This window comes from Agrobacterium tumefaciens, from assembly GCF_009649785.1.
Lineage (GTDB): Bacteria > Pseudomonadota > Alphaproteobacteria > Rhizobiales > Rhizobiaceae > Agrobacterium > Agrobacterium tumefaciens.
This window is the reverse complement of sequence record NZ_WJOK01000003.1, coordinates 264,391-278,599: the sequence shown is the minus strand read 5'-3', so window position 1 is coordinate 278,599 and position 14,209 is coordinate 264,391. Positions and strand designations below refer to the sequence as shown.

Genomic DNA, 14,209 nt, shown 5'->3' with positions numbered 1-14,209 from the left:
GGAAAACGACGTTTCGACCGCCCCGTCAGCCTGCGCTTAAAAAATTAAATCACAGGATAAAGCGACCAGAAGAACAGTTCGTATTCCTGATCACGGTCGTCATCGTTGGACTGGTCGTCCGGTCTGCGTGGCGTCCTGTCCTGCAAATCCTTCTCGACCCGCTCGTTTATGGCGGGCGTTCTTCGGCCGATGCCAAAGAGGTCAAAGGAGAGCATGTTGAACCCTGCTACCATGGCCATTTCCCTTCTTCACGCGAGTTAACAGTCCGTTAAGTTTCGCGCGTTGCCATGATTTCGTCAAGATTGGCCAAGGAATTTGTCTACCATTTTTAACAACAATGGCGTGACTGACGTTCCGCCAGCACCCGATTTCGCGCAACGAACGTTTATCGGCGCTGTCAGAGACCCTTCGAGGAGGTGCCGGAATAGCTTTTTTCGGCCGCTTCCAGCGCGGAATCGGTATCTGCGGCATGGCCGAGGCTTCTCAGGGCGCTTGAAACAGCGGTTATATTGGCTTGCACCGAATCCGGATTGGCGCGCCGGCCGGTGTGATTGAGCCTTATCAGCCGTTCCGCACCGGGACCGACACCGCCCGAGACATCCGCACCTTGCTCCCTGGACGCAGCCGCCAGAAATGCGCCGGCATCCACCGTGTCCGGCAAGATCGCTGTCGAAACCAGAGCAGACGCGGCAGTCTCCTCCACCCACGTCGACATGCCAAGGGCCTTGATGCCGTTACGAGTGGCTGTCGCCGCTCGTTCGTGGCGTTCATTGGCGGATGCCAGACCCTCTGCCTCTATCCGGTCGAGTGCCGCCTCCAGCGCATAGAATTCCAGCGGCGCAGGTGTTCCCGGGAGCGCGCCGCGGCCGGTATCGAGCCAGAGTTTCTTCTGGTCGAGAAGTGAAAGCATGGAGTTCTCAGGTGCATTGCCATGTGAAAGAAGTTTCCAGGCACTTTCGCTGACGGAGATGGCGGATAAGCCCGCCGGGCCTGCCAGCGCCTTTTGCGGGCCGATGACCGCAATATCTATGCCGAGCTGGTCAACCTCGAAGGCATGGCCGCCGATGGAAGCGACGGCATCGACGACCGTGACGATGCCTCTGTCTTTGGCGAGCGCGGCAATGGCGGGCAGGGGGTTGAGAATGCCGCTTGCGGATTCCGCGTGCACGATAGCGAGAAGATCAAAACCTGGCCCTTCGTCCAGCGCTCTCTCGACCTCGTGAAGTGATATCGGCTTTGCCGGAGCGGTGGTCAGGTTGCGAACCGTTGCGCCACCACGCTCCAGCCAGCCCCCAAACCACGCGCCATAGGGACTAGTGACGATATTGAGCGCTCTCAGACCAGGCCGCGCGAGGCTGGTGGCCGCAGCTTCAAGCGCAAGCACTGCTTCCGCCTGTACCAAAAGCACATCGTTATTCGAGCCCATCAGCGCCGCCAGCCGGTCGGCGAGAGCGGCGTAACGGTCTGCTGGAAAGGCGGGCGGGTCGAGCAGCAATGCGTAATCCGGGGCAGGCATGTCTTATCCTTGCGTGGTGGTGGTCAGGCGCGGCGCAGCCTCGATCAGGGTTCTGGCAGTCGAGGATTGCGGCGTGGAAACGATGTTTGCTGTCCTGCCGATCTCGACGATCCGACCCGCCTCCATGATGGCGACGCGGTGGCAGACGGCGCGGATGACCGCGAGGTCGTGGGAAACGAAAATACAGGCGACGGCCGTCTCTCGCTGTATTTCGACCAGCAGTTCGAGAATTTGCCTGCGTACGGAGACATCGAGCGCTGAAACGGCCTCGTCCAGAATGAGAAGGGATGGTTTGAGCGCGATGGCTCTGGCAATTGCCACGCGCTGCCGCTGGCCGCCGGAAAGCTCGAACACCGAGCGGTCAGCATAGCTGGCGGGCAGCCCGACTCGCTCGAGAAGGCGGCGGATTTCTGCCGGGCGTTCGCGTCGTTCGACGATGCGATGAATACGAAGCGGTTCGCCTATGGCATCCTCGACGCTGGCGCGCGGGTTGAACGCGCCATGCGTATCCTGAAACACCATCTGCATATGCCGCCGCGCCGCGCGCAGTTCGCCGCCATCAAGCGCCAGCCAGTCGCGAGTTTCAAAACGGACCGTGCCTTCGTCGGCCGGGATCAGCCGCATCAGGATGCGTGCCAGTGTGGATTTTCCGCAGCCGGAGGGGCCGGCAAGCCCAAGCGTCTCGCCGGGCTGAAGCGAAAAGGATATATCGGACAGTGCTTCCACCGTGCGTGCGCCGGTCCGGTAGGTTTTCGAGAGGTTCTCTACGCTCAGAAGGGCTTCGTTCATGATGCGGCCTCATTGATCAGAGGCGGTGTCGAAAGGTCGAGATAGTCGGAGAGCAGTGCGCGCGTATAGTCGTGCGCAGGCGCGGATAACACCCGCCTGGTGGTGCCGTGCTCCACCAGCCGTCCGGCATGCAGAACGGCGATCTCGTCGGCAAGGCCGGAAGCAAGACCAATATCATGGGTGATGAAGACCAGCGTTCTTTCTTCTTCACGCACCAGCCCATCCAGCAGTGCGGCAATCGCGGCCTGGCTTACCGTGTCGAGCGCGCTTGTCGCCTCGTCGGCGATCAGGATTGCGGGGTGCGCGGCAATGGCGGCTGCAATCGCCACACGCTGTCTTTGCCCGCCGGAAAGCTGGTGCGGATAGGCGCCGAGGAGATGGGTGGGATGCGGCAACCGCACCCGTTCCAGAAGATCGCGGGCAAGATCTCGTGCCTGCTTCCATGAAAGGCCAAGATGCCGGACAGCGCCTTCCGCCACCTGTTCACCGATGGTGAGAACCGGGTTCAGCGTCGCACCGGTATCCTGGAAAATATAGCCGATATCGCGACCCGGCTGCGGCCTGTCTGTGAAAAGACCGCTGTCGCGGCTCCAGGAAATATCGCCGGAAACCCGTGCGCTCACAGGCAGAAGCCCGGCAATTGCCTTGGCGAGCGTCGATTTGCCCGAACCGCTTTCGCCGATGATCGCCAGCCTTTGTCCCTGCCGGATCGTCAGCGAAATATCCCGCAGCGCCGGTCCGTCGCCGGCCGCATAGCGGACGCTGAGATCGTCGATCCTGCAGAGTGCATTGCCGCTCATGGCGTTTCTTTCCTCGTCGCCATCGCTTTGTTGATTCCCTCCGCGAGAAGATAGACGCCGAGAACCGTGACCAGAAGACCGATGCCGGGGATGACGGAGAGAAACGCCGCCGAGCGCAGGACGTTGCGTCCTTCCGCGATCATCGAACCCCAGGTGACGATATTCGGATCGCCGAGGCCGAGGAAGGACAATGCCGCCTCGGTTAGGATAGCGGCGGCGACGATGATGGCGGCGAGCGCCAGAACCGGCGGCAGCGCATTGGGAAGTATTTGCCGAAACGCGATCTCCAGCGGATGCATGCCGATGGCGCGGGCGGACTGCACATAATCCCGCTCGCGGATACTCAACACCTGCGCCCGCATCAGCCGTGCTGGATCCGCCCAGGCGCCAAGCGCAATCGCAAGGATGACGATGGGCATGGATGGGCCGATGGTGCTGACGAAGGCGAGCGCCAGAAGGAAATTCGGCACGATCTGGAAGGCGTCGGTAACACGCATCAGCGCCTCATCTACGAGGCCACCGGCAAATCCGGCAATTGTGCCGACGACGGTGCCGATCATGAGGGCGGCAGCGGCAGCGCCGATGCCGACGAGCAGGGATGCCTGCGCACCGTGGGCAAGTCCCGCCAGTACATCGCGGCCCAACCGGTCGGTGCCGAGGGGGGAGGCGGCGTCGGAGAAGGGCGCGATGAGCGGCTCACCGACGATCGACAGCGGGTCACCGGGAAACAGGAGGGGAGCGGCGACCGCCGTCACAGCTAGCAGTGTCAGGATGATGGCACCTGCCGCACCTTCGAAACTGCGCAGGAGCCGGAGAGTGAAACTCATGTCTGTTGCTCCCCGCTGCCGATGCGCGGATCGAACACGGCATAGAGAATATCAACGACGAGATTGATCAGGATAACGAAAACGGCGCTTGTCAGAATAATGCCCATCAAGAGCGGTGTGTCGCGGCCGCTGACGGCTTCCTGCGCAAGCCGGCCAAAACCGGGAATCGCAAAAACGCTCTCGATCACCACGCTGCCGCCGAGCATGGTAGCCGCTTGCAGGCCAAGCACGGTGACGAGGGGCAGAGCGGCGTTGCGTGCGACATGGCGCAGCACGATCCGCCGTCTCGAAAGCCCCTTGGCCTTGGCGAAGAGCACGAAATCCAGCGGCCAGACCGCCGCCATGGCAGTACGCATGACGCGCAGGAAAAGAGCCAGATAGATCAGCCCGAGACTGGCGACCGGCAGGACAAGATGGCGGGCAATATCGAGCGCCCGTACAAATCCCTGTTTTCCGGATGCGATGGTTTCGATGCCGGATGTTGGCAGCCACCTCAGTTGCACGGCAAAGACGATGGCGAGCACAAGGCCGAGCCAAAAGCCCGGCGTGGCGTAAAGCGCCAGCGACAGGGCCGAGAGTACCCGGTCGGTCAACCCGCCGGGACGGGCGCCTGCCAGGATGCCGAGCGCGGTGCCGATGATGAAAGCAAGCGAGGTGGCACTGCCCATCAGGAGCAGCGTGTTCGGCAGCCGTTCGAGGATCAGCCCCAGCACCGGTCGGTCAAACGCAAGCGACCAGCCGAAATCAAGTCGCAGCACCGAGCTGGCGTAAAGCCAGAAGCGGGCCAACACCGAACCGTTCAGACCATATTGCTCGCGCAGGGCATCCCGCAGTCCGGCGTCGCCGCCGCCGATGGAGACGAGATAGGCGTCAACCGCGTCACCGGATGCGTTTTCAAGCAGCACGAAGGTAAAGACCAGAACGATCAGCAGCACTGGAATGGCGCTGATCACCCTTCGCCGTAGCAATGTCGCCGCGCGCCTCACGGCGCTTCCTCAGGTGCCGACCACCGTATCCGCCCAGTTGGAAACGGCCCAGCGTGGATTGCTCGCGACGTGTTTGACAGTATCGCGCGCAACCGTGATGAAACCCCATTCGGCGACATTGATCAGCGGCAGATCGGCGGCGACCTGCTTCTGGAAATCCTTGTAGAGTACCGTGCGGGCTGCCGTATCCACGGTTTCCGCCGCCTTGTCGATCAGTGCATCGAGCGCCTTGTTCTCATAGCCTCCCTGATTGGAGAAGCCGACGCCGGCTGGAATACCGGAGCGAACGAGAATGGTGGTGGAGATCGCCGGATCGCCACGGAAGACCGGGGGCGCGATGGCGAGATCGAAGGCATGGTCGGTATAGACGGCCTTCTGGTGCGCGGCGGCATCATTGTTGACCAGCTCGGCATCGATGCCGATTTCCTGTAGCGCCTGGCGAAGATAGGAACCGAATTGCTTGGTTTCATTGAAGTAAGGCGCCGGCAGAAGCTTCAGTGAAAACCGCGTTCCGTTCGCTCCGCGTGCATAACCCGCCTCGTCCAGCAGGGCGTTCGCCTTGGCGACGTCGAAATCGTATGTCTCGACGTCTCCCGTGTAAAACTGGGGTGCATTTTTCGGTACGGGGCCGGTCGATGCTGTGGCGTAACCGAGGAAGACCTTGTCGATGACGAATTTCTTGTCGATGGCGTGGGCGATCGCCTTCCTGACCTTGAGGTCGGCCAGCTCCTTGCGGCGGTGGTTGATTTCCACGACGAGCTGATAGGTGAGGGCTTCGTAACCCTCCGGGATGACCTTGATGCCCGGCTCCTTCGCGATGCGGGCAAGATCGGCAAGCGGCACGGCGGAAAAGGCTGCGAGGTGGATTTCTTCGGCTTCAAGCGCAGAAGCGGCGCCCGCCCGGTCGGGCAGAACGCGATAGATGATCTCATCTAGTTGCGGCTGGTTCGTGCCCCAGTAATTGGGATTGCGGGTCAGGCGGTAATATTCGCCGGGCTTATATTCCGCAAAAACGAAAGGTCCGGTGCCGACTGGTTTCGTATTGGCCGGATTGGTGGCGATATCGCTGCCTTCATAAAGATGTTTCGGCACGACGCTGGTGACAACCGGCAAAGCGTTGCGGATGAGCTGGAAGGGTGTCGGCTTGGAGAAGCGGAAAATGGCCGTGTGGTCATCAGGCGTATCCACTTTTTCAAGATTGGCAAAGACCAGCCGCCCAAGGTTTTGCAGCGGCTTCCAAACCGAAAGTGCGGAAAAGGCCACATCTGCGGAGGTGAAGGGTTTGCCGTCATGCCAGGTCACGCCTTCGCGCAGCTTGAACGTGGCACTCAAACCGTCCTCCGATCCATGCCATTCCGTCGCAAGCCTTGGTTCCAGCCCGTCCCTGCCATTGAAGGAGGCTTCCGCCAGCGGCTCAACGATCTTGCTCGAGATATAGAACACGCCGTTGGAGGCAACGATGGCCGGATTGAGGTTCTTCGGCTCCGAATCGGCCGCAACGATCAACCGCCCACCGGGCTTTGACTGCTGCGCGGCGGCAATGCCCGCAAGTCCGGTGGTTGCGGCAAGAAGGAGCGAGGTCTTGAGAAGCGAGCGGCGGGACAGGTGGACAGGCGACATGAGGTTCACTCCGGAATGAGGGCGGGCGGGCCTTTCCGCTGGGCCGCGGCCTGCCCGATCTTAAGACTGCAACCGCAGCAGTGTCCACGTTAATTCACGGGCTTTACAGCAATGATTTTACGTTGCGCGACCGCTTGCGGAAACAATATGCTTCAAGGCACCACTCCCCTTTTCTTAAGCCGCGCCCGTTGCCGTAAAACGGCGATGAAAAACTGATTTAACGCAATAAATATAGAGGCTTGGAGTGCCGATTCCTTGCTGGTGCATGTCACGTCTCACCTGTGCCTCAAGCGAAATTCTGCCTGCGTGACCCGGTTTGGAAAGGGGTAATTAACCTTTATTTTCTATTTCAGGGAGACCGAAATATGTACGTTTATGATGAGTGTGCACGCTGCCATGAGCTTCTCCCGATCCAGATTCCAGAATTCGTCCAATAGCGTAGGGGAGGGGAGCGATAAGGCTCGTCATGCCGGCGGCAAGGCCGTTGCCGGTCAGGAGCAGGCCGCGGCAATGAAGGCGGGTGTTGTGCCCCGGCCGAATGCCGATGTCAGTGCTGCCGACGCCATCGAAGGCCGCGCTGAAATGCCGGGCTGGCAGAATGCTTTCGTGCTTGGCCCGAATGTGCGTTTCACCCGCACGCCGGAGAGCGCCTTTAGCCGGCGCATGCCGGTCGAGACGCCGCATCTTGCGGAAGAGGAGGCACCCGCCGACATCCTGTCTGAAACTGCCGAGCCTGAGATGGTCGTGCAGCCGGAGGCTACTGTACAGGAGCCTGCACTTGCGACGGTGGTAAAGTCGCCGGAGCCGCGCATTCAACCGCCACGCATGCCGTTTTTGCCGCAGCCGCCGGATGCGCGGGGCGCAAGGGCGCTGACCTACAAATTGCGACTGGAGCTTGCGCGCAAACAGGCGGAAGAAGCCGCTGCAGCAGCGCTGATGCCGCCTCAGCCGGTTGATGCAGCCGCCGTCTTCGAAGCGCCGGTACCGGGAACCGATTCACCTGTTCAGCCGCTGCCCGCCGCGTCGGTCGCATCTGCCGAACAGGTTGCAACGCCGCAGGCATCCATTCCCGCCTTTGCCGCCCATCTGCCGGATGAGCTTTTCTGGGAAGTGATGACGCTCGATCTGCCGGATGACGCCGGCGAAGGCCTTCCCGCATCTGCGCGCACCGTTCTCGCAAACCCGTTGCTGACAGCGCCTGCGATTGCCCCGACGCTGGCATCCGCATCTCCGGTCGCACCGGCAATCCGGCTTTCGGCCGTACCGCCGGTCATCAGGATTCCGGGTGGTTCAGCGATCAGGCTTTACCGCGAAATCGGCGTGCATCATCCTGCAATTGCAGCCCCAACTCAGGTCGTTGAACAAGAGATCGCTTCGCAGCCGGTCGTGGAGACGGTCGCAGTTGCTGAGCCGCAGAGGCCTGTTGAGCAGGTTCAGCTGGCCGAAAGAATCGTTGCCGAGCCGCGTTTCACGCCCCGCGCGCCCATCCAGGCCTCGCAGCCGATGTTCCGGGAAGCGCCGGTCTTTGCAGACGGCGAATATGAATACCCCTCCATCGATCTTCTGCAGCAGGCCCGCGTCCAGCAGACCACGACCATGACGCCAGAGGCGCTCGAGCAAAGCGCCGGCCTGCTGGAAAGCGTGCTGGAGGATTTCGGCATCAAGGGCGAGATCATCGATGTGCGCCCCGGCCCAGTTGTGACGCTTTACGAATTCGAGCCCGCCCCCGGCGTGAAGTCCTCGCGCGTTATCGGCCTGTCGGACGATATCGCCCGCTCGATGTCGGCACTCTCGGCGCGTGTCGCCGTCGTGCCCGGCCGCAATGTCATCGGTATCGAGCTTCCCAATCCGGTGCGCGAGACGGTCTATCTGCGCGAGCTTATCGAAGCGACCGATTACAGCGAGACCCGCCAGAAGCTGGCCCTTTGCCTTGGCAAGACCATTGGCGGCGAACCTGTCATCGCCGAACTGGCGAAGATGCCGCATCTGCTCGTTGCCGGTACCACCGGTTCGGGCAAGTCGGTCGCCATCAACACCATGATCCTGTCGCTGCTCTACCGGTTGAAGCCGGAGGAATGCCGGCTGATCATGGTCGATCCCAAGATGCTTGAGCTTTCGGTTTATGACGGCATTCCGCATCTTCTGACCCCTGTCGTCACTGATCCGAAGAAGGCGGTCATGGCACTGAAATGGGCCGTGCGCGAAATGGAAGACCGCTATCGCAAGATGTCGCGTCTCGGTGTGCGCAATATCGACGGTTACAACGCAAGGGCCGCTGCCGCCCGCGCCAAAGGGGAGACGGTGTTCTGCAACGTGCAGACCGGCTTCGACCGCGCAACCGGCGAAGCTGTCTACGAGCAGGAGGAAATGGACCTCACCGCCATGCCCTATATCGTCGTCATCGTCGACGAGATGGCCGACCTGATGATGGTCGCAGGCAAGGAGATCGAAGGCGCGATCCAGCGTCTTGCGCAGATGGCGCGCGCTGCCGGTATCCATCTCATCATGGCCACCCAACGCCCCTCGGTCGATGTCATCACCGGCACGATCAAGGCCAACTTCCCCACCCGCATTTCCTTCCAGGTGACCTCGAAGATCGACAGCCGCACCATCCTTGGCGAACAGGGTGCCGAACATCTGCTCGGCCAGGGCGACATGCTGCACATGATGGGTGGCGGCCGCATCTCCCGTGTCCACGGTCCGTTCGTGTCGGACGAGGAAGTGGAAAAGGTCGTGGCGCATCTGAAGACCCAAGGTCGGCCTGAATATCTCGGCACCGTTACGGAAGACGCCGACGAGGCTGACGACGAGGCGGAAGAGGAAACGGCGGTCTTCGACAAGACATCGATGGGCGACGACGATAGCGACGATCTCTATGAAAAGGCCGTTAAGGTGGTGATGCGCGACAAGAAATGCTCCACCTCCTATATCCAGCGCCGCCTGTCGATCGGATACAATCGTGCCGCCTCCCTGGTCGAGCGTATGGAGCAGGAAGGCATTGTCGGTCCCGCCAACCATGTCGGCAAGCGCGCCATCATCGCCGGTGAGCGCGACACCTACGAGGCGATTGGCGGCGACGACTGATTGATCCATTCGGGGCGCGATATTCGATTGCAAAAACGCGCCCCGTGACTAGCTTGTGCGGCATGGATTCTGGAATCGGGAGGTTCCCCTGATGTCGCACAGCAATGAAAATGTCACCGTCCTCGCAAGGCTGGATGAACTGGAGCGGTTTTGCCGTTCCGTTTTCCTGGCTGTCGGCACCGATGATGAAACCGCCGATGCGGCGACCCGCGCCATGATGCATGGCACACGGCTGGGCGTAGACAGCCACGGCGTTCGGCTTCTTGCTCACTACGTCGCAGGACTTGAAGGCGGGCGTCTCAATCCGCGGCCGCAGATCAGCCGCGTGTCCGGCTTCGGCGCAGTGGAGACGATCGATGCCGACCATGCCCATGGCGCCCGCGCTACCTATGCGGCCATGGACAGCGCCATGGCGCTTGCTGGGAAATTCGGCATCGGCGCCGTTGCGATCAGGAATTCCTCGCATTTCGGCCCCGCTGGCGCTTACGTGCTGGAGGCGGCGCGGCAGGGGTATATCGGCATTGCCTTTTGCAACTCCGACAGTTTCGTGCGCCTGCATGACGGCGCGATGCGTTTCCACGGAACCAACCCCATTGCAGTCGGCGTGCCGGCAGCCGATGACATGCCCTGGCTTCTGGACATGGCCACCAGCGCCGTGCCCTATAACCGGGTTCTGCTTTACCGCAGCCTGGAACAGCAATTGCCGGAAGGAGTTGCGTCTGATGGCGACGGTATCGACACGCAGAACCCCAATGCCGTTGAAATGCTGGCTCCGCTGGGCGGTGCCTTCGGTTTCAAGGGAGCGGCGCTTGCGGGAATGGTGGAAATCTTTAGCGCCGTTCTCAGCGGCATGAAGCTCAGTTTCGATATCGCCCCAATGTCGGGGCCTGATTTTTCCAAGCCGCGCGGGCTTGGGGCCTTCGTCCTGGCGTTGAAGCCGGAAGCCTTCCTTGAACGCGAAGTGTTCGACGAGGGCATGAAACGCTATCTCGAGGTACTGCGGGGATCGCCAGCGCGGGAGGACTGCAAGGTCATGGCGCCGGGCGATCGTGAATGGGCGGTAGCGGCAAAGCGGGAGAGGGAGGGCGCACCTGTCGATCCCGTCACGCGTGCTGCGTTTTCGGAACTTGCAGCAAAATTCTCGATCATTCCGCCCGCATATCACTAAGACGGGGCCTGTCGGTGACGGTGGCTTGCCGCCGCCATCGCATCGTCAGGCGGGGCGCTGTAGCATTTTGGGCTGCGGGTAGGGGGTAGTCGCCACGTTCAGCCTTTCGGCGACGACCGGGCGTCCGATATAATAACCCTGCGCATAATCGATCTCTAGCTGGCGCACGAGCCTCAGTTGCTCTTCCGTCTCCACGCCTTCGATCAGGATCTTGTGGCCGCGATTGCGGATGAGACGGATCATGTCCTGCAACATCGCCCGGCCGCGGGGTGTCTTGCTGTCATGCAGGAAGGAGCGGTCAATCTTTACGGTATCGAAATCCGTCATCCGCAGCCAGGAAAGGCCCGCAAATCCGGTTCCGAAATCATCCAGCCATATATTGATGCCGAGCGTCTTCAGATCGTTCAGACAGCGTAATACATCCGAATGCATCTCCATATCCAGACCCTCGGTGATCTCGAAGGCCAGCCTGCCGCCGGCAATCCCAGCCTCAACGAGGATCGCTGCGACCGAAGTGGCAAAACCAGGGTTCTTCAGCTGCATCGGCGATACGTTGACGCTGACCACCGATACCTTGTCATCGGCCAGTATCTGCCGGCAGGCGGTCTTTATGGTCCAGAGACCGAGCTCCATTATCGTGCCGGTGCGTTCGGCAATCGGGATAAAGGTGCCGGGCGAAACGGAGCCACCGTCGAGCAGGCGAAGCCGCATCAACGCTTCGGCTCCCGCCGTCTCGTTGGTCGATATGTTGAGGATCGGCTGATAAACGAGAGAAACGAGGTTTTCCGCGACAGCGATTTTCAGAAGTGCGGCGATATTTTCGGTTTCGTCGCTGGTCTGCGGATCGTCCGGATCGAACAGCTTCATGCAATTGCGGCCATTGGCCTTGGCGATATAAAGCGCCCGGTCCGCCTCGTTGATGATCTTTTCGAGCTTGCCATCCGGATTGGGACGGGTGAAAGACGCGCCAATGCTGACGGTGACTATGAAGGTTCCGTCCCGACGCTGATCGTGCGAAAGCGACAGGTCTTCGACGGTGTGGCGGATGGTTTCGGCAAGCTCACCCACCTGCTGTCTGGACTTGAACGGAGCGAGTACTATGAACTCCTCACCGCCATAACGGCCGATGGAGGCGCCATGGTCGATAATCGCGTCCTGCAGGGCGTTGCCCACCGTCACGAGGCACTTGTCGCCTTCCTGGTGGCCGTAGCGATCATTGTATTTCTTGAAGAAATCCACGTCGATCAGAAAGACGGCGAAACCTTCCCCCTTCTTGCTCCAATTGTCCCACAACAGGCGCAGATGCTGGTCGATGGCGCGGCGGTTCTGCAGGCCTGTCAGGGAATCGGTATTTGAAAGCCGCAACAGCGCCTGCCCGCGCTCGTCCGCCGCTTTCTGCTGGGCCTTGGCTTCCAGTGCGTTGAGAAAGACGTGGTAGCGTTCCCGGTTCAGGTTCCAGTTCACGTAAGAGGTGAAGACGAAGCAGGAGATATAGAAGGTGCCGAAAGCGAGCTTGTAGAACGCATCTTCGGGAAACTGCGTCGCCGCCAGAAAGTAGGTGACAAGAATGATGCCCGATGACACGAGCGAAAGATGGAAGCGGAAGGTGAAAAACAGATTGGCGCCCATCATGAAGATCGCCCCGAAAACCATGTAATAGGACATGTTTTCGAGATTGTCGGTCAAGAGCGAGGGCACAAGCCAGCCAATATAGCCCATGACGAGCGCAGTGGCGCAGGTGAGGTCAAGTGCGGCGGTGCTCGCGCCCATGCGCAATTGAATTTCGAGCGTCAGCAGGGACGTCAGGACGACGATAACTCTTGCGATTATGGTGTAAAAGGCGACGTCGGGCACCAGAATGATGTCGGTAATGGCAAATAGCAGATAGATGAAAACAGCCGTCCACAGGCCCCGCCTGATCGAACCCCGGCGGCTACGCTCACCTTCCTGCTGGTAAAGGGCAAGAAGTTCATCAGAAAACCGGGCGTCCGGCCGCCGATATTCTTGCTGTCCACTCACCTCGCCTAACGTGTGCTTCATGCACTTTCCCATAGTGTTGCGTATACTTTATCAAGTAACTGCTTATTCGACCTTTGCGTGTACTTTCACGCTAAGCGCGATTTCCTGCCGATTTCTCTCCATGCGGGCGGAAACATGAAAAGCAAGAGCGCATCATACGCTCGCAACATTAAGTTTCACTAAATCGCGTATCCGCTTTCTCCTCCGGTCCACGAGTGTGACCAAAAAAATACGCTAATAAACTAATGTATCCCTACACTGCTCAAAAATCGAAAGCGAGTGGCCTTCCGTCTCCCAGAAACGTATAGTTAACAATGTGTTAATACTGGAGGCTGAAGTGAGGCAGGTAAAGAAAAGAAATCTGGACGGGGCAAGTCTGATCACTCCTGATACTGTCGCAAAAGAGATTTTTGCGCGGAAAACGGAAGCGTTCGATGAGCATTTCGCAGTTGCGAAAGCAGAGATCGCGATCATTCTCGAATTGGCACAACAGCAGTTCGAAAATGGTGTTTCAGCACATGAGATAATACATCGAACGGCAGGCGCACTGCATGGCCTGCGCGAAAAGCTCCACTCAAGCGTGTGGGCTGAACTGATTCCTCTGGTGCAGAATCACTCCGTGTCGGACTATTTTCTGGAAGATCCCTTCACGCGCTGGTCGTTCGAAAAGCCGCGGGGCTATTCGGGCGATGCGCAGCTTCTCGACTTCATCTACGGTCACGACAGCGTTGCGGATAAGGTGAAGAACGCAACGCCGCTTGGCGCGGCTCTCTACGATTATACGAAGGACGCCAGTTCCTCGGTCGCTGTCCGCGAGCGGCGGGATTTGCTGACCCGGTTTGTTGACGAGGCTGCGGCCCGGCATGGAAGCGAAACGGAAATCCTCACCATTGCATCGGGACATCTGCGCGAGGCGGATGCATCCGTGGCCTTGAAAGAGGGCAAGATCCGGCGCTGGGTGGCGCTCGATCAAGATCCCCTGAGTGTCGGTTCCGTTGCCCGCGATTTCAACGGCAGCTGCATCGAGGCGATTGACGGTTCGGTGCGTGACATCGTCCTGCGTTCGCACGAGCTCGGCAAATTCGATCTGGTATATGCCGCCGGTCTTTACGATTACCTGAATGACAAGGTGGCGATCAAACTCACGCGGCGCTGCATGGAGATGCTGAAGCCCGGCGGAATGTTCCTCTTCGCCAACTTCTCCGAAGACATTGTGGTCGATGGTTACATGGAGACCTTCATGAACTGGGCGCTGCTGTTGCGTTCGAAGGCGGATATGTGGCGGATCGTCAACGCCAGCGCCGATCCCGCAAGTATCGAGGCGGAGGTATTTTTCGGCGAAAACCACAATATCGTCTATGCCACGATGCGCAAAAAGGCCTGAGCCCAACCTCGTTTCG

Annotated in this window: 11 protein-coding genes; 3 read left to right on the top strand and 8 right to left on the bottom strand. The window is 60.0% G+C overall.

From position 1 onward, the window contains the following. Positions 1-44: 44 nt before the first annotated feature. The 7 genes from GH784_RS05040 to GH784_RS05010 all read right to left on the bottom strand — a co-directional run bounded on the left by GH784_RS05040 (position 45) and on the right by GH784_RS05010 (position 6,538). Positions 45-239 carry a hypothetical protein gene (locus GH784_RS05040; protein WP_013761494.1) on the bottom strand — a complete coding sequence of 65 codons (195 nt, stop codon included), beginning with the start codon at positions 237-239 and terminating at the stop codon, positions 45-47. A 158-nt stretch (positions 240-397) separates the two neighbouring features. Then, on the bottom strand, positions 398-1,516 hold the full coding sequence (locus GH784_RS05035) for a pyridoxal-phosphate-dependent aminotransferase family protein (RefSeq protein WP_153793223.1): 1,119 nt from the start codon (positions 1,514-1,516) through the stop codon (positions 398-400). A gap of 3 nt (positions 1,517-1,519) precedes the next feature. Beyond that, complete coding sequence (locus GH784_RS05030) at positions 1,520-2,305, bottom strand: ABC transporter ATP-binding protein (protein ID WP_153793222.1); 786 nt, start codon at positions 2,303-2,305, stop codon at positions 1,520-1,522. Further along, positions 2,302-3,105: an ATP-binding cassette domain-containing protein gene (locus tag GH784_RS05025; protein WP_153793221.1), complete on the bottom strand. Its 804-nt coding sequence runs from the start codon at positions 3,103-3,105 to the stop codon at positions 2,302-2,304. The genes GH784_RS05030 and GH784_RS05025 overlap by 4 nt, the downstream gene beginning before the upstream one ends. After that, positions 3,102-3,932 carry an ABC transporter permease gene (locus GH784_RS05020; protein WP_153793220.1) on the bottom strand — a complete coding sequence of 277 codons (831 nt, stop codon included), beginning with the start codon at positions 3,930-3,932 and terminating at the stop codon, positions 3,102-3,104. The genes GH784_RS05025 and GH784_RS05020 overlap by 4 nt, the downstream gene beginning before the upstream one ends. Beyond that, entirely contained in the window at positions 3,929-4,918 is a 990-nt protein-coding gene (locus GH784_RS05015; protein ID WP_111828843.1) for an ABC transporter permease, read from the bottom strand. The genes GH784_RS05020 and GH784_RS05015 overlap by 4 nt, the downstream gene beginning before the upstream one ends. A gap of 9 nt (positions 4,919-4,927) precedes the next feature. After that, positions 4,928-6,538, bottom strand: coding sequence for an ABC transporter substrate-binding protein (locus GH784_RS05010; protein ID WP_111828844.1), 1,611 nt, complete (start codon positions 6,536-6,538; stop codon positions 4,928-4,930). A gap of 375 nt (positions 6,539-6,913) precedes the next feature. Here GH784_RS05010 and GH784_RS05005 point away from each other — a divergent pair, with 375 nt between their 5' ends. Both GH784_RS05005 and GH784_RS05000 read left to right on the top strand, forming a co-directional pair. Next, positions 6,914-9,622, top strand: coding sequence for a DNA translocase FtsK (locus GH784_RS05005; RefSeq protein WP_111828845.1), 2,709 nt, complete (start codon positions 6,914-6,916; stop codon positions 9,620-9,622). A gap of 91 nt (positions 9,623-9,713) precedes the next feature. Then, on the top strand, positions 9,714-10,790 hold the full coding sequence (locus GH784_RS05000) for an Ldh family oxidoreductase (protein WP_038493899.1): 1,077 nt from the start codon (positions 9,714-9,716) through the stop codon (positions 10,788-10,790). Positions 10,791-10,835: 45 nt separating this feature from the next. On the opposite strand, the gene GH784_RS04995 is transcribed toward GH784_RS05000, so the two are convergent. Next, positions 10,836-12,830 (bottom strand): putative bifunctional diguanylate cyclase/phosphodiesterase, encoded by a 1,995-nt coding sequence (locus GH784_RS04995; protein ID WP_013761485.1) that lies wholly within the window; start codon positions 12,828-12,830, stop codon positions 10,836-10,838. A 316-nt stretch (positions 12,831-13,146) separates the two neighbouring features. On the opposite strand from GH784_RS04995, the gene GH784_RS04990 reads away from it, so the two are divergent. After that, positions 13,147-14,193, top strand: coding sequence for a class I SAM-dependent methyltransferase (locus GH784_RS04990; protein WP_013761484.1), 1,047 nt, complete (start codon positions 13,147-13,149; stop codon positions 14,191-14,193). Positions 14,194-14,209: the final 16 nt, after the last annotated feature.

Excerpts from the sequence above, each read along its gene's own strand:
- GH784_RS05040 (WP_013761494.1), bottom strand. The coding sequence starts at position 239 with ATGGCCATGGTAGCAGGGTTCAACATGCTCTCCTTTGACCTCTTTGGC.
- GH784_RS05035 (WP_153793223.1), bottom strand. The coding sequence starts at position 1,516 with ATGCCTGCCCCGGATTACGCATTGCTGCTCGACCCGCCCGCCTTTCCA.
- GH784_RS05030 (WP_153793222.1), bottom strand. The coding sequence starts at position 2,305 with ATGAACGAAGCCCTTCTGAGCGTAGAGAACCTCTCGAAAACCTACCGG.
- GH784_RS05025 (WP_153793221.1), bottom strand. The coding sequence starts at position 3,105 with ATGAGCGGCAATGCACTCTGCAGGATCGACGATCTCAGCGTCCGCTAT.
- GH784_RS05020 (WP_153793220.1), bottom strand. The coding sequence starts at position 3,932 with ATGAGTTTCACTCTCCGGCTCCTGCGCAGTTTCGAAGGTGCGGCAGGT.
- GH784_RS05010 (WP_111828844.1), bottom strand. The coding sequence starts at position 6,538 with ATGTCGCCTGTCCACCTGTCCCGCCGCTCGCTTCTCAAGACCTCGCTC.
- GH784_RS05005 (WP_111828845.1), top strand. The coding sequence starts at position 6,914 with ATGATGAGTGTGCACGCTGCCATGAGCTTCTCCCGATCCAGATTCCAG.
- GH784_RS05000 (WP_038493899.1), top strand. The coding sequence starts at position 9,714 with ATGTCGCACAGCAATGAAAATGTCACCGTCCTCGCAAGGCTGGATGAA.
- GH784_RS04995 (WP_013761485.1), bottom strand. The coding sequence starts at position 12,830 with ATGAAGCACACGTTAGGCGAGGTGAGTGGACAGCAAGAATATCGGCGG.